Below are 24,733 nucleotides of genomic sequence, written 5' to 3'. Positions count from 1 at the left end.
ATCAGTCGCACCTCTCCCGTTGTCTTTGGCCGCGTTAAAAACCATATTCCGTCGGGTAGATAAAGCAAAATGCTTGCGTCAAACAGACGCTATTTTTGATCTGGATCAAACTCGGAAGGTCCCAACAGATGTCCAACGACCCGTTTCGCCCATTTGATAGCGCTATTCCGCATGACGAGGCGCTTGCGGTTTTGCAATCCGCCACCTCTGGGGCAGAAGACGGTGAGCTGTTTGTCGAGCGGCGAAAATCCGAGGCTTTGGTCTTTGATGACGGGCGCTTGAAGACAGCATCTTATGACGCATCCGAAGGGTTTGGCCTGCGGGCGGTGCAGGGCGAAGTAGCCGGGTATGCACATTCCACCGATGTCTCAATTCCGGCCCTGAAACGGGCGGCAGAAACCGCGCGCCTCGCTGTCGGCGACGGCGGCGGCACGCTGGCCGATGGTCCCCGCGCCACCAATACCCGCCTTTATACGGACGAAGACCCGATTGAATCCGCTGATTTCCCGGTCAAGATCGAAACGCTGCGCGAGATCGACGCCTATGCCCGCGACATGGATCCCCGCGTCGTGCAGGTTAGCGCGACAATCGCCGCAGCCGTGCAAGAAGTCGAGATTTTGCGCCCGGACGGCGTACTGATGCGAGACGTGCGGCCAATGACCCGCCTCAATATCTCGGTCATCGTCGAACAGAACGGTCGCCGCGAAAGTGGCTCGGCCGGGGGTGGCGGGCGCGTTGGGCTCGACGGCCTTATCGATCCGTCGGATTGGCAGGACAAAGCGCGCGAGGCGTTGCGGATCGCCTTGGTCAATCTCGACGCGATCCCGGCCCCTGCCGGCGTGATGGAGGTCGCGCTTGGCCCCGGTTGGCCGGGCATCCTGTTGCACGAAGCAATCGGACACGGTTTGGAGGGGGATTTCAACCGCAAGGGAAGCTCGGCCTTTGCCGGTTTGATGGGACAGCAGATCGCATCCAAAGGCGTGACCGTCGTCGATGACGGCACGATACCGGATCGTCGCGGCTCGATCTCTTTGGACGACGAAGGCACACCCAGTTCGCGCACGGTTCTAATCGAAGATGGCGTCCTGACCGGCTATATGCAGGATCGTCAGAACGCGCGCCTAATGGGCGTGGCCCCCACCGGAAACGGACGGCGGCAAAGCTATGCGCACAAACCCATGCCGCGGATGACGAACACGGTGATGCTGGGGGGCAGCGCCGATCCGGCCTCTTTGGTTGCGGACATCAAGGACGGGATCTGGGCCGTTGGTTTCGGCGGCGGTCAGGTGGATATCACCAACGGCAAATTCGTGTTTTCGTGCACCGAGGCGTACCGCGTTGAAAACGGCAAGATAGGGGCGCCGGTCAAAGGCGCGACCCTGATCGGCGATGGCCCATCCGCCCTTAAACGCATACGGGGATTGGGCAACGACATGGCGCTGGATCCGGGCATGGGCACCTGTGGCAAAGACGGCCAATGGGTGCCGGTCGGCGTTGGCCAGCCTACCGTTCTGATGGATGGCCTGACGGTCGGCGGATCGGCCGCATAACCGGGAATCGCTTGGCGGGCAATCGAGAGCGCAGGGTTAACACTGCGCTTTCAGTCCGCCTGCGCCTTAACATCCTGTCAGGCGACCGCGTTGAAGGCAGTTATTTTTATTTCATACATTTCAACACACTAGATAACTCTGAATTATAAACGCCGAAAATTATCCGGATAATTTGAAGAGTTTCATAAGCTGTTAACCCCAGCAATCGTAAACCAGTTCTGCAATCAGGCGGAGCATCGGATGACCGAAGAGCAGCATTCTTCCTATCACCCCACACTCCCACCCACCACGGAAGAGGATCGGTTCTCCTGGCTTCGTCTGTTGCGCTCTCGCAAGGTTGGTCCGGCGACGTTTCGTCGGTTGCTGCGGGAACATGGCTCGGCGCAGAACGCGCTGGCCGCACTGCCGGAAATGGCACGCGCTGCCGGAATTGATGGGTACAAAGTTTGCCCCCCCGGCGTGATTGAGGCGGAACTCAAGGCCGCAAAAGCCGCGAACGCGCACCTTTTGTGCCTTGGCTCCGCCGATTATCCAGATGCCTTGCATGATCTTTCCGACGCCCCGCCATTGCTTTGGGTGATTGGAGATAGCTCTCTGCTTCAGCGCCGGTCGATTGCACTGGTCGGCGCGCGGAATTGTTCGTCCCTGGGGGCGCGGATGGCGCGGGGGCTTGCCACAGATCTCGGCAAGCAAGGCTATGTAGTTGCGTCCGGCCTGGCACGCGGCATTGATACAGCGGCACATATGGCTGCGCTTGAAACGGGCACCGTCGCTGTGATGGCAGGCGGCGTGGATGTCGTCTATCCCACCGAAAACACTGTTTTGGCGGAAAAGATTGGCCAAACCGGATTGCGTGTCTCCGAACAGCCTATGGGCGTCACACCGCAGGCCCGGCACTTCCCGCGCAGAAACAGGATTATCTCAGGTCTGGCGCAGGCGGTTGTCGTCGTCGAAGCTGCCGCAAAATCCGGCAGTCTGATTACTGCGCGGGATGCCTTGGATCAGGGGCGCGAGGTTCTGGCTGTGCCGGGGCATCCCTTTGATGCACGCGCTGCCGGGTGCAACATGCTGATCCGGGACGGCGCGATATTGGTACGAGCCGCCGAAGACGTCATTGAGGCGCTACCGAAACAAGCAACTGCCCGTCAGGCCGAAGCCCTCACCGTACCCAACGTATTGGCAGAACCCGTGATCGCAGGTACCGCACTGCATCGTGAAATCCTGTCGCGGTTGGGTCCCTCACCGATTGCCGAAGATCAGTTGATCCGCGACATTGCCGCAACGGCCGGAGAAATCGGACCCGCATTGATTGATCTGGAACTCGAGGGACAGATCCAGCGTCAGCCCGGCGGCCTCCTGTCGCTGTCAGCATAATCTTCATCGCTGAGGCCTGGTTTCTGCCCAAGTCCTTTTTATGCACAGGTTACGTGGTTGAAATTACCACATAATTCCTGTGTTCAAAGGAACGCATTGACAATTCGCCCTTGCCCTCCACATCTTGCACGATCATAGAAGGCGCCAATTCCGTCGAGCGAGGTTTTCCCTTAAATGCCTGTAGTTGTTGTAGAATCCCCTGCCAAGGCCAAAACGATCAACAAATATCTTGGCCCCGACTACACAGTGCTGGCCTCATATGGCCATGTCCGGGACCTGCCGCCCAAGGACGGATCCGTCGATACCGAGCATGAATTTGAGATGAAATGGGAGGTCGGCAACGACAGCCGCAAACATGTCAAAGCCATCGCCGATGCGCTGAAAGAAGACAACGCTCTGATTCTCGCGACTGACCCTGATCGTGAGGGTGAGGCCATCAGTTGGCACCTGCAAGAAGCCCTGACCAAGCGGCGCTCGATCAAGAAAGATACGCCTGTCAGCCGCGTGACCTTCAACGCGATCACCAAGGATGCGGTGACCGAGGCGATGCAGAACCCGCGTCAGGTCGACATGCCTTTGGTCGAGGCCTATCTGGCCCGCCGCGCGTTGGACTATCTGGTGGGTTTCAACTTGTCACCGGTTCTGTGGCGCAAGCTGCCCGGCGCGAAGTCTGCCGGTCGCGTTCAGTCAGTCTGTCTGCGCCTGATCGTCGAGCGCGAGATGGAGATCGAAGCCTTCAAACCAGTCGAATATTGGTCTGTGAAGGCAGTGTTCGAAACACCGCGCGGCCAGACTTACGAGGCGCGCTTGGTCACGCTGGCCGGTAAAAAACTGGACAAACATGATCTGGCCAACGCCACGCAGGCTGAACTGGCGGTGCAAGCCATCACCAGCCGCGCGCTAAGCGTTACTTCGGTCGAGGCCAAGCCCGCCGCACGCAACCCCAGTGCACCCTTCATGACCTCTACCTTGCAGCAGGAAGCAAGCCGCAAGTTCGGAATGGGCGCGCGTCACGCGATGCAGGTTGCTCAACGCCTCTACGAGGCGGGCTACATCACATATATGCGGACCGACGGCATCGACATGGCGCCCGAGGCCGTGGCGGCCACCCGCGATACCATCGCGGACCGTTACGGTGCAGAATACGTGCCGGACAGCCCTCGTATCTATAAAAACAAGGCCAAGAACGCCCAGGAAGCGCACGAATGTATCCGCCCGACGGATATGTCCCGCGATACCAAGGCCCTGAAGGTCACAGATGAGGATCAGCGCAAACTGTATGACCTGATCTGGAAACGTACAATTGCCTGCCAGATGGCTGCGGCCCGGCTGGAGCGCACGACGGTCGAGATTGGCAGCGATGACGGCCAGGTCGGCCTGCGCGCCACCGGTCAGGTTGTTCTGTTCGACGGGTTCATGCGCGTTTATGAAGAAGGCCGCGACGACGTGGCCGATGATGATGAAAAGCGCCTGCCGCAAATCATGCAGGGCGATCCAGCTCGGTTTGCCAAAACATCCCTGCGCGATCAGTTCACCAAAGCGACCAGCGAGGGCACTGAAAAAGCCGCGAAAGAGGCCATTCTGTCCGAGAACGAATCTGTACTGGCCCTGCAGCACCACACTCAACCGCCGCCGCGCTACACCGAGGCTACGTTGGTCAAGCGGATGGAAGAGCTGGGGATCGGGCGACCGTCGACCTATGCCTCGATCGTGACCACGATTCAGGACCGGGAATATGTGCGCAAAGACAAGAACCGGCTGATCCCCGAGGAGAAGGGCCGGATCGTTACGATCTTCCTGCTGAACTTCTTCCGGCAGTACGTGGGGTATGAGTTCACCGCCAATCTGGAAGAACAATTGGACGACGTCAGCGCCGGTGGGCGTGACTACAAGGAGTTGCTGAGCAAGTTCTGGCGCGATTTCTCGGCTGCTATCGGCGAGACGTCCGAATTGCGGATCTCCGAGGTTCTGGACAAACTCGACGAAGCCCTGGCGCCGCAGCTTTATCCGCCGCGTGAAGACGGCTCGGACCCGCGTGTCTGTCCGAAATGCGGAATGGGTCAATTGCACCTGAAAACGTCGCGAACCGGCGGGTTCGTTGGGTGTGGAAACTATCCTGAATGCACCTATACCCGCCCCATCGCCGGCGAAGGCGCTGAAGGCGAGGAACGTCTTCTGGGCGAAGATGCAGGGGATGATATCTGGCTGAAATCCGGCCGCTTTGGCCCCTATGTTCAGCGCGGCGAACCGACGCCCGAGAACAAGAAACCACCGCGCGCCTCACTACCGCGTGGCTGGAGCAAGGATGACATGGATCTGGACAAGGCGCTGACGCTGTTGTCCCTGCCCCGCCAGATTGGCGAACACCCCGAGGGCGGCATGATTAGTTCGAATTTCGGGCGGTTTGGTCCCTATCTGATGCATCAATTGGCGGATGAGGCCAAGCCGGTCTACGCCAACCTCAAAGACCCCAACGACGTGTTCGAGATCGGCATGAACCGCGCGGTCGAGTTGCTGGCCGAAAAGCGTGCCAACCCCGGGCGTGGCCGTCGCGCAGCGGCCAAGGCGTTGAAGGAATTGGGCGAGCATCCCGATGGCGGCGCGATGCAGGTTCTGGATGGGCGTTATGGGCCATACGTGAAATGGGAAAAGGTCAATGCGACGATTCCCAAGGACATCAAGCCCGAAGACGTGACACAGGAAATGGCCATCGAACTGGTCAACGAACGCGCAACCAAAAAGGGCACCAAGAAAAAAGCGGCCCCCAAGAAGAAGGCTGCGGCCAAGAAAACAACCAAAAAGGCGGCCACCTGACAGGGGGTTAGGTAGAAATACCACCCACCCCTTGGTTTCATTGACTTCCCCGTGACGTGGCGGCACAACCTGCGCCATCACCATGTCATTGGGGGAGTTTTCCATGAAGAAAGTCTATGCCAATGCCACTGAGGCACTCGATGGAGTGATTTCAGACGGCATGATGATCGCGGCAGGCGGTTTTGGCCTGTGCGGCATTCCCGAACTGCTGCTTGAGGCGATCAAGAACTCGGGCGCACAAGATCTGACGTTTGCCTCGAACAATGCCGGCGTTGACGATTTCGGAATCGGCATCCTGTTGCAGACCAAGCAGGTCAAAAAGATGATCAGCTCTTACGTCGGTGAAAACGCCGAGTTCATGCGCCAATATCTGGCCGGAGAGCTGGAGCTGGAATTCAACCCACAAGGAACTCTGGCCGAGCGTATGCGTGCAGGTGGCGCAGGCATCCCCGGGTTCTACACCAAAACCGGTGTGGGCACCGTGATCGCCGAAGGCAAAGAGCACAAAGACTTCAATGGCGAGACTTACATCTTGGAAGAAGGCATCTTTGCCGATCTGGCCATCGTCAAAGCCTGGAAAGCCGATGAAACCGGCAACCTGATCTTCCGCAAGACCGCGCGCAACTTTAACGTACCTGCTGCGACCTGTGGCAAGATCTGCATCGCCGAGGTCGAGGAAATCGTGCCGCGTGGTTCGCTGGACCCTGATAAGATCCACCTGCCCGGCATCTACGTGCATCGCATCATTCAGGGTCAGCACGAAAAGCGCATCGAACAACGCACCACCCGTAAGAAGGAGGAAGCATAATGCCCTGGGATCGCAATCAGATGGCCGCACGTGCGGCGCAAGAGCTGGAAGACGGCATGTATGTGAACCTCGGCATCGGTATTCCGACGCTGGTGGCCAACTATGTGGGCGACAAGGACATCACCCTGCAATCGGAAAACGGCATGCTGGGCATGGGTCCTTTCCCCTTTGAAGGCGAAGAAGATCCGGATCTGATCAACGCTGGCAAGCAGACGATCACGGAACTGTCCCGCACCGCCTATTTCGACAGTGCCACATCGTTTGCCATGATCCGCGGCGGCAAGATTGCGGCTGCCGTTCTGGGCGCGATGGAGGTCGATGAAGAAGGCGATCTGGCCAACTGGATGATTCCGGGCGTGCTGGTGAAGGGCATGGGCGGCGCGATGGACCTGGTTGCAGGTGTTCGTCGCGTGATCGTCGTGATGGACCACACCAACAAGCACGGCAAATCCAAGCTGCTGAAGAAGTGCACCCTGCCCCTGACCGGCAAGAAGGTGGTGAACCGCATTATCACCAACCTTGGCGTTCTGGACGTGGTTGATGGTGGCTTGAAGATCATCGAGATCGCTGAAGGCGTGACCGAGGACGAAATCCGCGCCGCGACCGAGGCCAACATCGTCAACTGATTCACACCAATGAAAAGGCCCACCAAATTCAGGTGGGCCGTTTTCAGTTCAGCGATTGGAATACACACCCATCCGTAATCAGCTGGGGCGGTGTCGAACACAACGCCCGCGCCACCTGAAACGCTGCAAGAACTTTGGGTACGTAATCACGGGTCTCTGCGTAAGGCGGGACGCCTTCGTGCTTACGTACGGCCCCTTCCCCGGCGTTATACCCCGCAAGGACGAGGATCGGGTCGTTACCGAATTCTTCCATCAGCCAGTTCAGGTACTTCACACCTCCCGCGATGTTTTGCGACGGCTGCGTACTGTCCTGAACCCCAAAACGTTTGGCGGTTGCAGGCATCAGCTGCATCAATCCTTGTGCCCCTGCCGAGCTTACAGCGTCGGTGCGCCCGGCGGATTCCACGGAAATGACCGCCAGAACCAATGCCGGTGAGACATTTGTTCCCACGGTCGAGCGCAGAATATCCACGCGGCGCTGTTGGGCGATATTTTGCAGGGTCTGTAAACGCGGTGCCGCGACGTTGATGGCAGCCAGTGCATTCATGGCATCGTGCAGTCGTCCGGACCCGGTCTCGGCCAAGGACGGCGACACTCTCTCCCAGAAAGCCTTGTACGAGCCAACTGGTTTTTTGCCCGCACCGGGAAGAGTTGGCGGTACGACACGCGTGCGCGCAATGATTTCAGGTTCGACTAAATCTACGCCTGTACTAGGGGCAGACGGGGTCTTCGCATGCTCATCGGGCGTGATCTGGACCGTGACGCGCGGTCGTGTGCCGGGCTTAGGGGCCTTGACCCTTTTGTAGACGCCTCTTGGCTCAACCTCGTTTGCCACGACTGGCACAGGGCCAGACAGCATCAACGCCGCCAAACCGGCGCAAGTCATTGCGAGCCGGAGATTCATTTGCCTGCCTCATGTTTTTCTTTTGGTTGAGTTGAACCTCAAATCTGCCCGCAAGGCCAGAAAAACAATGCGAAATGGGGCAATTTCGCCTCATTTGCCGCAAATTTGCATCGGGGCTACCAGACAATCTCTGCCAAGTTTGTTTTTTTATTGTTTTCTTACAATCACTTACTAAAAGAACTACCAAAAAGTTAAACTTTACCAAAAAAAAATAGGGTTTGGCCCAATTCCTGCCATGCACAGCGGTCAATCATAGTGCCATACCGAGACGATCGGGAGCGGACTGAGAGAGAAAGCTCTGAAAGACGCCGAGGTTTAATAGACTTTTTTGATCCTTTAGGAGGGACGTAACATGATCAAGTTCATCAAGAATTTCCGCAAAGACGAAGACGGCGCCGTAACAGTAGACTGGGTCGTTCTGACCGCAGCCGTTGTTGGCCTGGCCGCAGTTGCATACACTCAGATCGGCAACGGCACCAAAGCTGTTGCGGACAACATTGGCTCCGCGCTGACCACCACTTCAACTGCCGTTGTGTCCGAAGTCCAAGTCAACCCGGAATAAAGCTGTAAGCGACGTCAAAGACGACAGTGGCGCAGTAATCGTCTGATCGTCTTGACGAGATTAAAAGGGGCTGAGTTGCAAACTTGGCCCCTTATTTTTTCTAACACTCGCCGTGGTGCTCCCATGTTTAGAACAATCTCAAATTTCTGCAAATGTGAAGACGGGGCTGTGACTATTGATTGGGTGGTGTTGACGGCCTTTGTTGCATTTATGGCTGGCGTTGTGGCCTTATTCATCGCAGGCCCAGTTAGAGACATTGACACAAAGAACGGTGCTGCGATGTTAACTGTAGCAGATCAAGTTGAAACCATGGAAGTCACCGTGAGCTTTGGCGAATAAAGGCTGAATTGATCAGATTTTTGGTTCGTACCGTGACGAACGGGCAATAAGAAAACCCCACATTGTCCCCCTTTTCGACACAATTCACGTTTAGACAGAGGTCAAATGGTGTCGTATTCTGTTCGACATCTAACTAAAAAAGAAGTGTGAGGGGACACAAATGCGTGCGGTATTTGGACTTGTTCTGATTATTGGGGTCGCTCTGGCCGGTGGTGCGGTGTACTTGGCAAAAGACTACATCAGTCAAACGCAAGCGGAGCTAGAGCGGGAGAGGCTGGCCACTCAAAACGCTCTCGCGAATGTAAAGACAATTCCGACAGTGGACGTCATGGTCATTAACCGAGCCATGAAGTACGGGGAACGTCTTACCCAGGAAGATGTTCGCACCGTGCAATGGCCAGAGGACGCCATTCCCGAAGGGACTTTTTCGGACATGGCTGTTTTGTTTCCCAAGGATGGGAGAGGCGATCGGTTTATCCTTCGTACAATCGAAAAAGACGAAGCCCTTTTGGAAGTCAAAGTTACCCAGCCTGGCGAATCAGCTGGCATTACCTCGCGCCTAAAGAAGGGCATGCGAGCCTTTGCAATCAGCGTGGATGTAGCATCAGGTGTGTCTGGCTTTTTGCGACCGGGCGACAACGTTGACGTATACTGGACAGGATCCCTGAGGGATGCCGGCGGCGAAGGAGAGATCACGCGTCTGATCCAGACCAACATCGAACTGATCGCAATTGATCAGAGCGCTGGATCGGACGTTACCGGCACAACTATTGCCAGGACGGTCACTGTTGCGATTACCCCGGAACAGGTCGCCGCTCTCGCCCAGGCACAGAACACCGGGCGGTTGTCACTGGCGCTGGTCGGTGCACAAGATGAGACCATTGCGACTGCGATTGAAGTCGACCAAAGAAAACTGCTGGGAATCGAGGAAGCGGCGCCCGCCCCTGTCAAAGTCCAAGAAAAGGTTTGTACTGTCAAAGCGCGCCGCGGCGGCGAGATCGTCGACACCGGAATAACAACACCCTGCACAAACTAGCGTAAAATCAACACGTTAATGCCACAAGCCGCGCCTTCAGCGCGGCTTGTCTCGTTTCGTATGTTGCGCATTATCCACATAAGGAAAATTCCAGAAACCATTGATTATTGCAATAAATTCGCAATTCGCGCAGTGTTATCGCACATAGGCGTTAGACCTAAAACGAGGCGTGATCGGAGAGGCAGGTCACATGAAAATAATATCTTGGTTAAACGCAACCCTTCTGGGGTTGGCGTTAGTTATCAGTTCGGCCAGCACTGCTGTCCAGGCTGAAACACTTCGCGTGGTTAAGAATGGCACGGCGGAAACGCTGGACGTCCCGATGAACCGCGCAATTGTCGTTGAAAGCGAAACACCATTTGCGGAACTCAGCATCGCCAACGCAGGCATCGCTGACATTTCGTCGCTTTCTGATCGTACCATCTATGTTTTGGGTAAGGCACCTGGCCTGACCACGCTGACTTTGTTCGACGGGGCTGGCAACCTGCTGGCCAATGTTCGGGTCCGTGTATCGCCGGATGTGTCTGAATTCAAAGAAAGGCTACGGCAGATTCTGCCTAGCGAGCCAATTGAAGTGCGCACTGCCAACGACGGCATCGTTCTTTCTGGAACGATTTCTAGCGCGGCCAAATTGGCCCGTGCTCTGGAACTGGCCGAGCGCTACGCGCCCGAGCGGGTGTCTAATCTGATGTCGGTTGGCGGCGTTCAACAGGTTATGCTGAAAGTTCGCTTTGCCGAAATGAATCGGTCGGTTGCGAAAAGTCTGACTGCATCGCTGGGCTTTGGCGGCGGTGACGTTACGGGCGGCTTCAACACCCTGAACAGCGCAGGCGCTTTGGCCAATGCATTGAACAACAACATTCCCCTCCAACAGACGAATACAGGCGCTATCCTTTTCGGCTTTGGTGCTGGCTCAACACAGGTACGGTTGCTGTTGGAAGCGCTTGAAACTAAAGGGCTTGCCCGAACTCTTGCGGAGCCCAACCTGTCAGCCCTGTCGGGTCAGGAAGCTGAATTCCTGGCGGGTGGCCAAGTCCCGATTCCTGTTCCTGCGGACGACGGCAACATTGCAATCGAATATCGGAACTTCGGTGTGCAGGTTCTCTTTACCCCTCGCGTGGTGGATGGTGATCTGATCAACCTTGAGTTAGGAACATCGGTCTCAACTATTGACCCGAACTCCAACTTCTCAATTGCAGGCAACAACGTGCCTACCTTTATCTCGCGTCAAACAAAGACGACAGTTGAATTGCGAGACGGAGAGAGCTTTGCGATTGCAGGGTTGATTCAGGACAACTTCGCGGACCTGAACAGCCAAATCCCATGGGTCGGCGACATTCCTGTATTGGGTGCTTTGTTCCGCAGCGCGGAATACCAGCGTCAGCAATCTGAACTGGTTATCATCGTCACAGCCCATCTGGTATCACCCACCCGTGGTGAAGCCCTGGCCCTGCCGACAGACCGCGTCAAACCGCCTAGCGAGTTTGACCTGTTCTTGAACGGAAAAACGGCGCGAACCACACGCGTTGGTTCGGGTGCTGCGTCTGAAGTCGCCAAACAAGACTTTGGCAGCTCATACGGCTACATCCTGGAATGATTGAGAGGATAGGACCAATGCAAAAGTGGATCATAACACTGGGTCTGTCGGTCGCCGTTGCCGCGTGTACACGTGAAGCGGGGTACGAAGCTGACCAAGGCGCCTTTGGCAACGCAACCCTAAACAACATTCAGGTCATGAACGGTGAGCTGACATACGCACAAATCCTGGGCCAGCGGTTTGCCGCAGAAGTGCCAACGCAGATCAATTTTGCGTTTAACAGTTCTCAGCTGGACGCTCAGGCGCAGCGGGTCTTGTTGCGGCAAGCGGCATGGATCAAGCAGTTCCCCGAAGTGAGGTTCCGCGTTTATGGCCATACCGACGCCGTCGGATCGACTGCCTATAACCAGTCGCTTGGGCAGCGCCGTGCAAACGCCGCCGTTGCATTCCTGACGCAGCAGGGGATCTCGCGATCACGCTTGGAAGCTGTTGTTTCCTTTGGGAAAACACGACCTCTGATCGACACTCCGAACCGAGATCGCCGCAACAGGCGTACAGTGACGGAAGTGTCGGGCTTCTTGGATCGCAACCCGCTGGTACTGGATGGCAAATACGCCGAAATCGTGTACCGCGAATACGTCGAAAGCGCGACAAGAGAAAGCTACATCCAGCGTGACGACGCTGGCGGCAGCGACGAATGAATAATCCATAAGAAATGGGCGACATCGTCGCCCATTTCCCTACAATTGGTTCTTTTGCGCCAAATTCTTGCCTAAGTTCCAAGCCATCCTTTCAACAATTAGGTGAAGTGCGGCCCGAATTGGCCGCGACCGGGCAACAGCGAACTGAACCGAAACAGACATGTTCGGGCAGTGAGCAGGCCCAGACGACAAGGATTGTGTGAATGACAAGCGCCAAAACGCATGATGACGGAACTGCTATTCTGGCTTGCACGATCAGCCGTGACGTCCAAAACTTTGATCTTCTGATCGAGGACATGGAGACCATTTTGGGCGAACGTTGGGGCGACCTTGGCTTTGCTGAGGCCCTGGCCTTTTTCAGCCAGCCAGAGGCGGAAAGCCTTGAATTCGTTGCGCTTGCCATTGACGGAGAAGATGAAGACAACCTTTCCCTGATGGGCGAAATCATCTCTCAGGCCAAGGAAAAAAAGATCAAGATCGTTCTGATCGCCGAAGACGTCACACCCGCGTCTCTGCACCAGCTGCTTCGCAAGGGCGCGGACGAGTTTGTCCCCTACCCTCTTCCCGAAGGAGAACTGCAGGAAGCCATCGAGCGGATGAACAAACCTGATCCGGTAGCAGCGACTGCAGTTGCAACGGCTCCAGCCGCTCACGGTGATTCGAAAGAAGGCGCGCTGTTTGTGGTCCATGGGCTGGCAGGCGGCGTGGGATCAACGACTATGGCGGTCAACCTCGCCTGGGAGTTAGCAACTGCATCAGACAAAGAGGCGCCTTCCGTGTGCGTCATCGACCTGGATCTGCAGTATGGCAGCGTGTCGACGTACCTGGACCTTCCTCGACGCGAAACCGTATTTGAAATGCTGTCGGATACCACATTGATGGATGACGATGTTTTCTCGCAGGCCCTTCAAACCTATGAGGAAAAGCTTGAGGTCCTGACTGCACCGTCCGACATGGTTCCCTTGGACCTTATCACCCCTGAAGACATCGAACGCGTCATCGAAATAGCCCGCAGAAGATTCGACTACGTGGTTGTCGACATGCCGACGACCCTTGTTCATTGGTCGGAAACGGTTCTTCAGGCTGCACATGTTTACTTTGCAATGATCGAACTGGATATGCGATCCGCTCAGAACGCGCTGCGGTTGAAGCGCGCCCTCCAAGCCGAGGAGCTGCCGTTCAACAAGCTCCGGTTCGCTCTGAACCGAGCCCCGAAATTCACTGACCTGAATGGCAAAGGCCGGGTCAAGCGCATGGGCGAAAGCCTGGGCATTTCAATTGATCTGCAATTGCCGGATGGTGGCAAACCAGTCATGCAAAGCGGTGATCACGGATTGCCGCTGGCCAAATCCGCCGCCAAGAACCCGCTGCGTCGGGAAATAGCTAAACTTGCAAAATCACTTCACAGCTTGGGCAGCAGCAGCGCTGAAGCCGCGTAACAGTATTTCAGAGGGGTAGTCGCCGTGTTTTCAAGATATAAGAAGCAGCCAGCAGCGCAGCCGGTCGAATCTGCTCCGGCGCCTCAGGCTGCGGCGCAAACGCCCGCTCCTGAAAAAGCGACCACCGCCTCTGCCAACGCCGTCGCCCGCCGCCCAATTCAAAAGAAGGCCGCCGAACCGGTAGCCTCGGACCGGGATCGCAAGCGCAAAGAGCGATTGAGTGAAATCAAGATCGAGATGCACCGGGAGCTGTTGGAAAACCTGAACCTTGCGGCACTTGAAAAGGCAGGAGAATCCGAACTTCGGGCGGAAATCAGTGCGATTTCGAGTGAAATCCTCGAATCCCGTGACATCGTTCTGAATCGTGAAGACCGGTCACAGCTTACCAAAGAACTGTATGACGAGGTTACCGGACTAGGTCCGCTTGAGACGCTGCTTCAAGACGATAGCGTCAACGATATCTTGGTAAACGGCCCTCAGCAGATTTTTGTCGAGCGGCACGGCAAGCTTGAAATCAGCGACATCACATTTAAGGACGAAAAGCACCTGATGCGGATCATCGACAAGATCGTATCCGCCGTGGGTCGTCGTGTTGATGAATCCAACCCTTATGTTGACGCGCGTCTGGCTGACGGTTCGCGTTTCAACGCAATGGTGCCGCCTATCGCCGTAGACGGGTCTCTGGTTTCTATTCGTAAGTTCAAAAAAGACAAGCTGGCCATTGATGATCTGGTCAATTTCGGCGCCTTTACCGAGGAAATGGCCGCCTATTTGCAGGCAGCTGTTTCTACGCGTCTGAACATCATCGTCTCGGGCGGTACAGGCTCGGGTAAGACGACAACGCTGAATGCCTTGTCCAGCTTTATTGATGACGCCGAACGCATCCTGACCATCGAGGATACGGCGGAACTTCAGCTGCAACAGACCCATGTGGGTAGGATGGAAAGCCGCCCTCCTAACGTGGAAGGCAAAGGCGAAGTCAGCCCGCGCGACTGTCTGAAAAACGCCCTTCGTATGCGCCCTGACCGCATCATCGTGGGCGAGACGCGTGGTGCCGAGGTGATCGACATGCTGCAGGCCATGAACACCGGCCACGACGGGTCGATGACCACGATCCACGCCAACTCGGCCCGTGACGGGATTTCGCGTCTCGAGAACATGATCGCAATGGCCGGAATCGAGATGCCTCTCAAAGCGGTCCGCAGCCAAATCTCATCAGCTGTGAACCTAATCGTTCAGGCCAGCCGCTTGCAGGATGGCTCGCGTCGAATGACCTCAATCACCGAGATTACGGGGATGGAAGGTGATGTGATTTCGATGCAGGAGATTTTCAAGTTCCAACGCGTTGGCCTGACACCGGACAACAAGATCATTGGCCATTTCACCGCGACCGGTGTCCGCAGCCACTATTCCGAACGCTTCCGTCTGTGGGGCTTTGATCTGCCTCCATCCATCTACGAACCTACGGCCATCTAAGGAGATCCGGAAATGCAACTGCCCGTAGAGGCCCTTATCTATGTTGTGATCTTCGTCGGAGTACTTCTCCTGGTCGAGGGCATCTATCTTGTGGCATTTGGCAAGTCCATCAGCCTGAACAGCCGGGTGAACCGGCGTCTGGATATGCTCGAGAAAGGCGTCGGGCGCGAACAGGTTCTGGAACAGCTGCGCAAGGAAATGCAGCAGCATATGAAATCCCAGAGCATCCCGCTCTATTCGCTGTTGGCTGATAAAGCACAAAAAGCAGCCATCGCCTTTTCGCCGCGCCAATTGATCATGATCATGATGTTGGTTTCTGGCTTTGCCTATGTCGGGTTGAGTATCGGCACAGGAACGGAGATCGTTTTGCGGATTGCGCTTTCGATCGCGATTGGCGTGGGCGGCGTTTATGCTTGGGTCAACAACAAGGCCAAAAAACGCATGGGCTTGATGGAAGAGCAACTGCCTGACGCAGTTGAACTGATGGTTCGGTCCCTTCGTGTCGGCAACCCATTCGTTTCGACAATTCAAATTGTTGCCAGTGAAGTGCAGGATCCGCTTGGGACGGAGTTTGGTATCATCGCAGATGAATGCGCCTATGGTCGTGACGTGGGTGAAGCCCTTAAGGACCTTGCCGAACGACTTGGGATGCAGGATCTGCGCTTTTTGTCCGTTGCGGTCGGAATTCAGCAACAGGCTGGTGGTAACCTCGCCGAGATTTTGGCGGGATTGGCCCAGGTTATCCGAGCGCGGTTTCGCCTGTTCCGCCGTGTCAATGCGATCACGGCCGAGGCCAAATGGTCCGGCAAGTTCCTGTCTGGCTTCCCCCTAGGCTGCCTGTTGTTCATTTTGGTGAAGTCTCCGAACTATTACGACGAAGTTCTTGACCACCCGTGGTTTATTCCGATGTGTTTCTTTGTGGGCATCATGCTGACATTGAACCTGATCGTCATGCGCATTCTTACGAATATCAAAGTCTGAGGGCTCGAGTATGGAATTTCTGACCCAAATCAATGAAGTCCTGACCGAGCAATTGGGGCCGTTCGGTCCACTAATCGTGGTCGGGATTTTGGGATTCTTCATGATCCTTGTGGCCGTGCCACTGATGCTGAACCAACCAGAAGACCCCCTCAAGAAACTTCAGCGTTCGAATGCGGCCCCCAAGGAAAGCAAGAAGGGCAAACAGGACAAACTGCGACAATCCAGCCGCAACGAGCAACTTCAAAAATTCGCGAACTTCCTGGAACCACAGAACAAGGAAGAACTGTCCGCGATGGAGCTCAAATTGCGCCAAGCCGGGTATCAGTCCAAGGACTCGGTCCGGTTTTTCCACTTTGCTCAATTTGCGCTTGGATTGGTCGGCATTTCGATTGGCGTTCTGTTGGTCACAGTTTTTGCCGGCGATCAGGAATTCACCCCGGCCCAGATGGCCACGCGCGTCTTGATCCCGGCATGTGCGTTCTACTTCCTCCCACGCTATTGGATTACACGGCGCGTTGCCGAACGGCAGGAAGCCATCGTTGCAGGTTTCCCCGACACTCTGGACCTTATGCTGGTCTGCGTCGAAGCGGGTCAGTCGCTGGATCAGGCGATTGTTCGGGTCGCGGCTGAGATGAAGGTTTCTTACCCGGATATCGCCTCGGAATTCGAGGTTGTCGCACACGAACTGAAGGCCGGTAAAGACAGGGACAGCGTTCTCAGAGACTTTGGCACACGTTGCGGCGTTCAAGACGTCAGCTCGTTCGTGACTGTCATGATCCAGTCGGCCACGTTTGGTACGTCAATCGCCGAAGCCCTGAGAGTTTATGCCGGTGAAATGCGTGACAAGCGGGTGATGCGCGCCGAAGAGGCAGCGAACAAGTTGCCAACCAAAATGACACTTGCCACAATGATCCTGACTGTGCCGCCGTTGCTGGTTATTCTGGTCGGCCCCTCGGCAAAAGGCATTTCGGACTTTGCAAGTGGGGGATAGCATCCCGATGACATTTAACTTCAGGTGTATCCGGTTCAGGTTACGCCACATGTTTCAGGCCACCTTGGTTCTTGCCATGGTGGCCTCTTGTACAGAATCGGGCCTTTCAAACGGTCTGGACGCTCCAGGCGTTGACCCCAAAGCCGATGCCGTTGATCCGGTTACGGTCGGAAACCGACTGATGGCATCGGGAGAATATGAGCTGGCGCTGACTTCCTTTTCCCGTGCCGCGCTGGATCAGGGGATGACAACGGAACTCTTGACCTCAATGGGAACTGCAAACTTGGGTCTCAGGCGTTTGGGGCAGGCAGAAGAACTGCTGCGCCGCGCGATAGAGGATGAACCCGACTGGCCCATTGCGTGGAATAATCTGGGTGTTGTGCTGATGGAAAAGGCCGAATACCCCGAGGCAGAGCAGATGTTCAGACGCGCCTTTGCTTTGGACAATGGCGAAAGTGACGCAATCTTGGACAATCTGCGCTTAGCACTCGCAAAAATGGAAAATCCTGTTAATACTACCCCGGAAAAACAAGAATATACACTGGAGCAGCAAGGCAACGGGCAATTCAAGCTGCGCAAGCTCCCGTAACATTGGCAAGAGCAGTAAGGGACGCAAAAAAATGCGCCAACAATTCTTGATTCTGACGATGGTGATCTGCGGGATGGTTCTGTCCGCCTGCGATAAAGAGACCGAAGAAGAAAAGGTCGAACGCACCTATCAGGAGGTGAACGTCATTGACGAAACCAACCTGAACGAGGTTCTTCTGACCGCAGCTGACCCAAACGAGGCTGTGACCTATTTCAAAGGGGCCGCCGCAAAAAACCCAGGCCGGATCGACCTGCAACGGGGCCTCGCGATTTCTCTTACCCGCGCTAAGCGCACGACCGAGGCCGCTTCGGCTTGGAAAAAAGTGACGACCATGAAGGGCGCGAGCAACGTCGACCGGGTCGAATACGCCGCCGCATCGGTCCGCGCGGGTGACTGGTCAACAGCCAAGTCGACGCTGGATTCCGTTCCTCCAACCTATGAAACGTTCCAACGTTACCGTCTTGAGGCGGTCGTCGCAGACTCCAGCAAAGACTGGAAGCGCGCGGATCACTTTTACGAAACAGCCGTCGGTCTGACCACGCGCCCTGGCAGCGTTATGAACAATTGGGGCTACTCCAAGCTGTCGCGCGGTGACTACGCCGATGCCGAAAGATTGTTTTCTGAAGCAATCCGTCAGGACAAATCGCTGTTTACCGCCAAGAACAACCTCGTGTTGGCCAGGGCCGCACAGGGCAACTATAACATGCCAGTTGTTCCTCTGACGCAGATTGAGCGTGCCATGCTGCTGAATACAATGGGTATTTCTGCGATTAAACAAGGCGACATCACGACCGCAAAGAACCTGTTCCGCGAAGCCATCGCAACCCATCCCCAGCATTATGAGGAAGCCGTTCGATCGCTTCGCGCGCTTGAAGAGGCCTGATTCATGATGATACCTGCGACGGCAGCCGCGTGGTTTTTGCCGTTTGTGTTGCCGATCTGCTTTTATGTGGCGTTCACCGATCTGCGTAGCATGCTGATCAAAAATCACGCCGTGATCGCGCTGGCTGTGGTTTTTGCAGTTGTCGGATTGTTTGTGCTGCCACCCTGGGCCACCGAATGGACGACCGGAGGCGTAGGGCCGATTACCCTGACACTCCCGCCCTATCTATGGCAATTGTTGCACATCGTGGTCGTTCTGTTTTTTGGCATCCTGTTCAATGCGGCTGGCGTCATGGGCGCAGGTGATGCCAAGTTTTTGGCTGCCGCCTCGGCTTTTGTTTGGGCTGGTGACTATCTGCTTATGACGCTGATCGCCACTTGCGCCATGCTTGGTGCATATGTGACGCACAGGCTAGCCAAGCACACACGCCTTCGGGCGATCGCCCCGGACTGGGAGAGCTGGGATCAGGGCAAGAAATTTCCGATGGGTTTTCCGTTAGGGGCCAGTTTGGCGATCTATTTGATTTTCGGAACTGTTTCCGGCTCATAAACTATCATCAGTCCGCCTTTTCAATGCCTTTGTGCTGACACAAAGCAGGTTAAGATTTTATCCAAGCAGCCCTTGTGGGGCTTTTGGCGTGATTAGTGGATAGACGGGCAACGCTCATGAATATGCAGACGACCTCGGTTATGGCCCCCCCTGCCCCCAAGGGTATGGCCGAAATGAAACTGCCCATCGTGATGATGCGGGACATTCTGCTTAAGACGATATTCCGAAAGAACGTGGATACGGTCACGGAAATCGCTGAAGCGATCTGTTTGCCGGGTGCGGTGACACAAGAACTTGTAGACATTGCACGCGAACAGAAACTGCTCGAAGCGACGGGCACACTGAACGCCAACAGTGGAAACGAGATGGGCTATCAGCTAACCGATGCCGGCAAAGCCCGTGCACTGGACGCGCTGAGCCAATCTGAATACTTCGGCGCTATGCCGGTTCCGCTGGACGTATACCGGGAACAGGTCAAGCGTCAGTCAATCCGAAATATTCAGGTGACCCGTGATCAGCTAACTGGTGCGATGGGACATCTTGTTCTGCCCGACAGCCTGCTGGACCATCTGGGCCCCGCAGTCAGCGCCGGCCGGTCAATTCTGATGTATGGCCCTCCGGGTAACGGTAAATCCTCAATCTCGAACGGTATTCGCGACGCGCTGGGGGACAACGTCTATGTTCCCCGTGCCATCGAGTATGCAGGTCAGGTCATCACGGTCTATGATCCGATCGTCCACACTGCGATCGAGCAAGAGGCGGATGACCCCAACAGCCTGCGCCGTCGCAAGCGGTTCGACACCCGCTATGTTCAGTGCGAACGCCCGACCGTGGTAACGGGTGGTGAACTTTCGCTTTCAATGCTGGATCTGGTCTACAACCCGACTGCACGTACCTATCAGGCGCCGCTGCAGCTGAAATCAACCGGTGGCATCTTCATCGTGGACGACCTTGGTCGTCAGCAGGAACCGCCACAGGCGCTGATCAACCGCTGGATTGTTCCTTTGGAAGAGAACAAGGACATTCTTGGCCTGCAGTCTGGCGAAAAGTTCGAAGTGCCTTTTGACACACTGGTTATCTTCTCGACCAACTTCCACCCAAATGAGATATTCGACCAAGCGGCCCTGCGTCGGATCTTCTTCAAGATCAAGATCGGTGGTCCCGTTCAAGAAGACTTCCTAAAAATCTTTGCAATGGTGGCGCGGAAGCGCGGCATGCCACTGGACGAATCCGCTTTGGTGCATTTGCTGAAGGTCAAGTACCCGACCATCAACAACGTCTATGCCAACTATCAGCCGATCTTCCTGATCGACCAGATGATCTCAATCTGCGAATTCGAGGGCATCCCCTATCAGATGAGCCCCGACCTGATCGACAGGGCTTGGGCCAACATGTTCGTCAAAGACGAGATAATCGTAAATTAACGCCGTGCCATTTCCAGGACAGGCCGGGTAGTCTGCGTTCATGACGCAGATTCCCGCCCGGATCACGGATTGGTTTGACGCCAAAGGCTGGTCCATCCATCCACATCAGCAAGAGATGTTTGACCGGGCTGCGGACCCGGCCACTTTGCTTATTGCGCCAACCGGCGGTGGCAAAACGATGGCCGGTTTCCTGCCGACGCTGGCCGAACTGGCGGAAAATGATCGCCCCGGCCTGCATACTCTCTATGTTTCACCGCTCAAAGCGTTGGCTGCCGACATTCGCCGCAACCTGCGCGGCCCGGCGGACGATATTGGCCTGCCCATCCGCATTGAAGACCGGACAGGCGATACCTCGGCCACGCAAAAGAAACGTCAGCGCGTGGACCCTCCGCACATCCTACTGACGACGCCTGAAAGCCTGGCCTTGCTAACTTCGTACGAAGACGCCCCGCGGATGTTTGCAGGCGTTCAGCGCGTGATCGTGGACGAGATTCACGCCCTGGCCGAAAGCAAGCGTGGCGATCAATTGATGCTGGCGCTAGCCCGTTTGCAAAGCTTGTGCCCTGACCTGCGACGCGTCGGCCTGTCGGCCACAGTCGAAGACCCCGACGCCATCGCGCAGTTTTTGGCCCGCCACCCCGATCCTTGCAAGATCATTCAGGCTGATCCCGGCCCCGACCCCGATATCCAAATGCTTGAGACGCAAGAGATGCCGCCCTGGTCCGGCGGAGGGGCGGCCTATTCGATCCCCGCCGTTGTTGAGCAGATCAAACGGCATAAGACCACGCTTATCTTTCACAACACCCGCGCGCAGGCCGAGATTTTCTTTCACAATATCTGGCTTGCCAATGACGACGGGCTACCCATTGGCATCCATCATGGCAGCCTGGATCGGCAACAGCGCGAACGGGTTGAGGCCGCGATGGTCCGCGGTGACCTACGCGCTATTGTCTGCACCGGCAGCCTGGACCTGGGCATCGACTGGGGCGATGTGGATCTGGTGATCCAGATTGGCGCGCCCAAGAACGTCAAGCGTCTGGTGCAGCGGATTGGTCGGGCCAATCACCGCTACAACGCCCCCTCCAAGGCCCTTTTGGTGCCAGCGAACCGGTTCGAAGTCGTAGAGTGCGTCGCCGCGCTGGAGGCCGCAAAGGCCCATGATCTGGATGGCGAACCGCGCGGACCGGGCCCAAGGGACGTGTTGTGCCAGCATATGCTCATCGCCGCTGCAGCAGGTCCGTTTGATGCAGATGCCCTGTTCACCGAAATGACAGCAGCAGGGCCATTTTCCGACCTCAGCCGCGCTGAGTTCGACGCCTGTTTGGATTTCTGTGCGACCGGTGGCTACGCGCTGCGCGCCTATGATCGCTGGCAGCGACTGTTGCAGCGACCCGACGGCCAATGGCAGCTAAGAGACCCGCGGGCTGCACAGCGTATTCGTATGAACCTGGGCACGATTCAGGACACAGACACGCTGAAAGTCCGCCTAAAGCGCAATCGCGGGGGCAAACCGCTGGGTGAAGTCGAGGAGGCATTTGCTGCCTCTCTGACGCCCGGAGATACGTTCCTGATTGGCGGGCAGATCGTGTGTTACGAGGGGCTGCGCGAAATGGTGGTGGAAGTCACCCGTCGGGCCGACAAGAAACCCAAAATCGCTACATTTTCGGGCACCAAGTTCGCGACCTCGACCCAACTCAGCGACCGTATCCTGCGCATGTTCGATCAGCCCGACTGGCCACAACTACCTGCCCACACGTCCGAGTGGTTAACGTTGCAGCGGGATATGTCCCGATTGCCCCACCGCGACCGATTATTGATCGAGAGCTTTCCCAATGATGGCCGCGAACATTTATGTGTTTACGGCTTTGCCGGGCGCAATGCGCAACAGACCCTTGGGCTTTTATTGACCAAGCGGATGGAGGAAACCGGGCTGGCGCCGCTTGGTTTTGTTGCCACCGACTATGCGACGCTGGTTTGGGGCCTGGATGCTGTGACCGACCCACGCCCTCTGTTCCAACTGGGCGAACTTCGTGACGGGCTTGAGACATGGCTGGCGGGCAACGCTGTCATGAAACGCACCTTTCGCGCCTCAGCCACGATCGCAGGCCTGATCGAGCGCAATACAGGCGGGCAACGAAAAAGCGGGCGTCAGGCTACGTTTTCATCGGACATCCTTTACGACACGTTGCTGAAATATGACCCCGACCACCTGCTGATGCAGATCACCCGCGAAGAAGCGATGCGCGGTCTGGTGGATTTTGGACGCATTGAAGCGATGATTGAACGAATTGGCGACCGTATCGATTTGGTTCGGCTGGATCGGGTCTCTCCGCTTGCTGCACCGTTGTTTCTGGAGGTTGGCAAAGTACCGGTCAAAGGTGCCGCCGAAGAACGACTGTTGGCCGAGGAAAGCGCCCGGTTGCTACAGGCTGCGGGACTAGACGCAAAGTAAATCAGCTTGCGCCAGCGGTCAAAACAGGCAAAGAACGTACCATGAACGAGTTGGCGTTTTCCTTTGCTGAACAAGACCTGCGCGCATTGGGAACTGGTGCGTTGTGGTGGCCAAGCCGGAATCTGCTATGCGTCAGCGATCTGCATCTTGGAAAATCCGAACGTATGGCGCGGCGCGGTGGTCCCTCTTTGCCGCCCTATGACAGTCAGGACACCCTGACCCGGCTGGCAGCCGACATCGACAGAACCGGCGCGCAAACTGTCATCTGCCTGGGCGACAGCTTTGACGATCTGCACGCGTTGGCCGCATTGGGCACCGCCGAGAAGCTTTCGTTGACGGCCCTTCAGGCAGGCCGACAATGGATTTGGATCGAAGGAAACCACGACCCGGGTCCAATAGATCTGGGCGGAACACATCTGGCTGAATACACGGCAGGCCCATTGGTTTTCCGGCATATCGCCCAACCCAGTGGTCACGACGAAATCTCGGGGCACTATCATCCCAAGACCCGCATTAGGGCACGCGGTCGGACCATCACACGCCCGGCGTTTTTGATGGATAATGCACGGCTTATCCTACCGGCCTATGGCACCTATACAGGCGGGCTGCGAAGTTCCGAGAAAGTTCTAAGTGACTTGATGGGCGACCGGGCAATGGCCATCCTGACCGGCCCTTATCCAAAAATCATCCCAATGCCACGCTGAGATCATATCAACCCGTCGTCCTCAAGCATCGGCTTGTACTTCCGGCTGACCGGTATCAGGTCACCGTTCACCAGCTTCAAGTAGATTCTGTCGGCTACCTTCTCAGTGCCTGTGACTGCGTTGTCCACAATCCAATGGGACCGGTGCGCACAATGCCCGCGCAAGGGCTCCATTTCCCCGACCGCATCAGAGAGCCGTAACCGGATCGCAAAGGTACCCTCTGATGTGACCACATCCACATAGTGATTGCGCGAGCTCAGGCGATAAATCTGCCCCTGAAAAGACGCAGGCAACCGTCGCGCAAGCCGCGGCGCCGGGGATGATGGTGGAGCGCTTTTGGGTTCTGCCCGGCTGGTCAGAATCAGACCAGCGGTAAACAAGGCGCTGTATCCAATAACCCGCGGGATGCCGGGTGCGGAGTGGCCCCCAATGGAAAACAGAACCACGGCCAGCACCCAAAGGGACGGGATAAACAACAGCAAAACAAACAGGGCGATTGCCAGATCACGCACCGGCAAGTTCAGAACAGTCCCGGATTCTCGGATCAGTTTTCGGGCCATCCAGGTCGACGTAACGGCGATACCCATCACCCCGAACCAAAATAAGAAGCTTATGACAAACGGCAAATCCGACATCTGGAACGGCGGAAAAGCGTAAGCCAGCATAGGAAGGAAGAACGCTCCGGCCACCACGCGTTGTGGGCTGCACAGGCTGAAGATGGGTCTTAGCTTTGAATTCATACCATATCAAAAACCACTTTCAGGGCCCCAGCCAAAAGCCCCGGAAAGCTAACATTCACACACTGTAAACGGCTGGGAAATCCCGGCTAACACGCCCCATTCAGACATTCAAACCTTAAAGGGGGGAAATTTAGCACGTTGACATCATGGCCAATTTTCAAACTTGTGCAAAATTCAGTTTCGTTGGGGCGCATTTTTTGCGCCCCAACGGTATGCTCAGGCTGTGAGGCCTTCTGGTTCTGGCAGTTTGTTTG

22 protein-coding genes are annotated in these 24,733 nt (G+C 56.2%); 20 read left to right on the top strand and 2 right to left on the bottom strand.

Translation table 11 applies throughout. The features are described 5' to 3' along the window. The first annotated feature begins 128 nt into the window (after nucleotides 1-128). The 5 genes from tldD (at nucleotide 129) to AC2FIS_RS19360 (ending at nucleotide 7,172) form a co-directional block, all read left to right on the top strand. Complete coding sequence (tldD, locus tag AC2FIS_RS19380; protein ID WP_496774985.1) at nucleotides 129-1,550, top strand: metalloprotease TldD; 1,422 nt, start codon at nucleotides 129-131, stop codon at nucleotides 1,548-1,550. A 240-nt stretch (nucleotides 1,551-1,790) separates the two neighbouring features. Next, nucleotides 1,791-2,924, top strand: a complete 1,134-nt coding sequence (gene dprA / locus AC2FIS_RS19375) for a DNA-processing protein DprA (protein ID WP_496774984.1) — start codon at nucleotides 1,791-1,793, stop codon at nucleotides 2,922-2,924. Nucleotides 2,925-3,098: 174 nt separating this feature from the next. Further along, complete coding sequence (topA, locus tag AC2FIS_RS19370; protein ID WP_496774983.1) at nucleotides 3,099-5,738, top strand: type I DNA topoisomerase; 2,640 nt, start codon at nucleotides 3,099-3,101, stop codon at nucleotides 5,736-5,738. A 103-nt stretch (nucleotides 5,739-5,841) separates the two neighbouring features. Continuing rightward, complete coding sequence (locus AC2FIS_RS19365; RefSeq protein WP_496774982.1) at nucleotides 5,842-6,546, top strand: CoA transferase subunit A; 705 nt, start codon at nucleotides 5,842-5,844, stop codon at nucleotides 6,544-6,546. Next, entirely contained in the window at nucleotides 6,546-7,172 is a 627-nt protein-coding gene (locus tag AC2FIS_RS19360; RefSeq protein ID WP_058276937.1) for a CoA transferase subunit B, read from the top strand. The genes AC2FIS_RS19365 and AC2FIS_RS19360 overlap by 1 nt, the downstream gene beginning before the upstream one ends. Nucleotides 7,173-7,215: 43 nt before the next feature. Here AC2FIS_RS19360 and AC2FIS_RS19355 read toward each other — a convergent pair whose 3' ends face one another. Further along, the gene (locus AC2FIS_RS19355) at nucleotides 7,216-8,076 is read right to left on the bottom strand and encodes a lytic transglycosylase domain-containing protein (protein ID WP_496774981.1); all 861 of its coding nucleotides are present in this window, start codon (nucleotides 8,074-8,076) and stop codon (nucleotides 7,216-7,218) included. 352 nt (nucleotides 8,077-8,428) lie between these two features. On the opposite strand from AC2FIS_RS19355, the gene AC2FIS_RS19350 reads away from it, so the two are divergent. From AC2FIS_RS19350 to pdeM, 15 genes are all read left to right on the top strand, one after another. Next, on the top strand, nucleotides 8,429-8,638 hold the full coding sequence (locus AC2FIS_RS19350; protein WP_496774980.1) for a Flp family type IVb pilin: 210 nt from the start codon (nucleotides 8,429-8,431) through the stop codon (nucleotides 8,636-8,638). Between the two features lie 123 nt (nucleotides 8,639-8,761). Continuing rightward, nucleotides 8,762-8,977: a hypothetical protein gene (locus AC2FIS_RS19345; protein ID WP_113790553.1), complete on the top strand. Its 216-nt coding sequence runs from the start codon at nucleotides 8,762-8,764 to the stop codon at nucleotides 8,975-8,977. A 160-nt stretch (nucleotides 8,978-9,137) separates the two neighbouring features. After that, entirely contained in the window at nucleotides 9,138-10,013 is an 876-nt protein-coding gene (gene cpaB / locus AC2FIS_RS19340) for a Flp pilus assembly protein CpaB (protein WP_496774979.1), read from the top strand. Nucleotides 10,014-10,203: 190 nt separating this feature from the next. Continuing rightward, complete coding sequence (locus tag AC2FIS_RS19335; protein ID WP_496774978.1) at nucleotides 10,204-11,610, top strand: type II and III secretion system protein family protein; 1,407 nt, start codon at nucleotides 10,204-10,206, stop codon at nucleotides 11,608-11,610. Nucleotides 11,611-11,627: 17 nt separating this feature from the next. Then, nucleotides 11,628-12,251 carry an OmpA family protein gene (locus AC2FIS_RS19330; protein WP_496774977.1) on the top strand — a complete coding sequence of 208 codons (624 nt, stop codon included), beginning with the start codon at nucleotides 11,628-11,630 and terminating at the stop codon, nucleotides 12,249-12,251. 203 nt (nucleotides 12,252-12,454) lie between these two features. Beyond that, the gene (locus tag AC2FIS_RS19325) at nucleotides 12,455-13,690 is read left to right on the top strand and encodes a CpaE/TadZ family protein (protein WP_113790557.1); all 1,236 of its coding nucleotides are present in this window, start codon (nucleotides 12,455-12,457) and stop codon (nucleotides 13,688-13,690) included. Between the two features lie 24 nt (nucleotides 13,691-13,714). Beyond that, entirely contained in the window at nucleotides 13,715-15,166 is a 1,452-nt protein-coding gene (locus AC2FIS_RS19320; RefSeq protein ID WP_496774976.1) for a TadA family conjugal transfer-associated ATPase, read from the top strand. Between the two features lie 12 nt (nucleotides 15,167-15,178). Continuing rightward, the gene (locus AC2FIS_RS19315; protein ID WP_496774975.1) at nucleotides 15,179-16,147 is read left to right on the top strand and encodes a type II secretion system F family protein; all 969 of its coding nucleotides are present in this window, start codon (nucleotides 15,179-15,181) and stop codon (nucleotides 16,145-16,147) included. Nucleotides 16,148-16,157: 10 nt separating this feature from the next. Beyond that, nucleotides 16,158-17,138 (top strand): type II secretion system F family protein, encoded by a 981-nt coding sequence (locus AC2FIS_RS19310; RefSeq protein ID WP_496774974.1) that lies wholly within the window; start codon nucleotides 16,158-16,160, stop codon nucleotides 17,136-17,138. Between the two features lie 49 nt (nucleotides 17,139-17,187). Then, complete coding sequence (locus tag AC2FIS_RS19305; protein WP_496774973.1) at nucleotides 17,188-17,727, top strand: tetratricopeptide repeat protein; 540 nt, start codon at nucleotides 17,188-17,190, stop codon at nucleotides 17,725-17,727. A 31-nt stretch (nucleotides 17,728-17,758) separates the two neighbouring features. Then, a complete protein-coding gene (locus AC2FIS_RS19300) occupies nucleotides 17,759-18,610 on the top strand; it encodes a tetratricopeptide repeat protein (protein ID WP_496774972.1) in 852 nt (283 codons plus the stop codon). A 3-nt stretch (nucleotides 18,611-18,613) separates the two neighbouring features. Next, nucleotides 18,614-19,159, top strand: coding sequence for a prepilin peptidase (locus AC2FIS_RS19295; RefSeq protein WP_496774971.1), 546 nt, complete (start codon nucleotides 18,614-18,616; stop codon nucleotides 19,157-19,159). A 116-nt stretch (nucleotides 19,160-19,275) separates the two neighbouring features. Further along, entirely contained in the window at nucleotides 19,276-20,583 is a 1,308-nt protein-coding gene (locus tag AC2FIS_RS19290; protein ID WP_108861713.1) for a DUF8689 domain-containing protein, read from the top strand. 40 nt (nucleotides 20,584-20,623) lie between these two features. After that, nucleotides 20,624-23,035, top strand: a complete 2,412-nt coding sequence (locus AC2FIS_RS19285; protein ID WP_496774970.1) for a ligase-associated DNA damage response DEXH box helicase — start codon at nucleotides 20,624-20,626, stop codon at nucleotides 23,033-23,035. A gap of 41 nt (nucleotides 23,036-23,076) precedes the next feature. Then, on the top strand, nucleotides 23,077-23,739 hold the full coding sequence (gene pdeM, locus AC2FIS_RS19280) for a ligase-associated DNA damage response endonuclease PdeM (protein ID WP_496774969.1): 663 nt from the start codon (nucleotides 23,077-23,079) through the stop codon (nucleotides 23,737-23,739). 2 nt (nucleotides 23,740-23,741) lie between these two features. Here pdeM and AC2FIS_RS19275 read toward each other — a convergent pair whose 3' ends face one another. Beyond that, nucleotides 23,742-24,479, bottom strand: coding sequence for a LytTR family DNA-binding domain-containing protein (locus tag AC2FIS_RS19275; protein WP_496774968.1), 738 nt, complete (start codon nucleotides 24,477-24,479; stop codon nucleotides 23,742-23,744). Nucleotides 24,480-24,733 lie beyond the last annotated feature (254 nt).

This window comes from Ruegeria sp. CDSB113 (assembly GCF_059611045.1).
The sequence above is the reverse complement of the archived record's forward strand: the minus strand, read 5'-3'. Positions and strand labels throughout refer to the sequence as shown.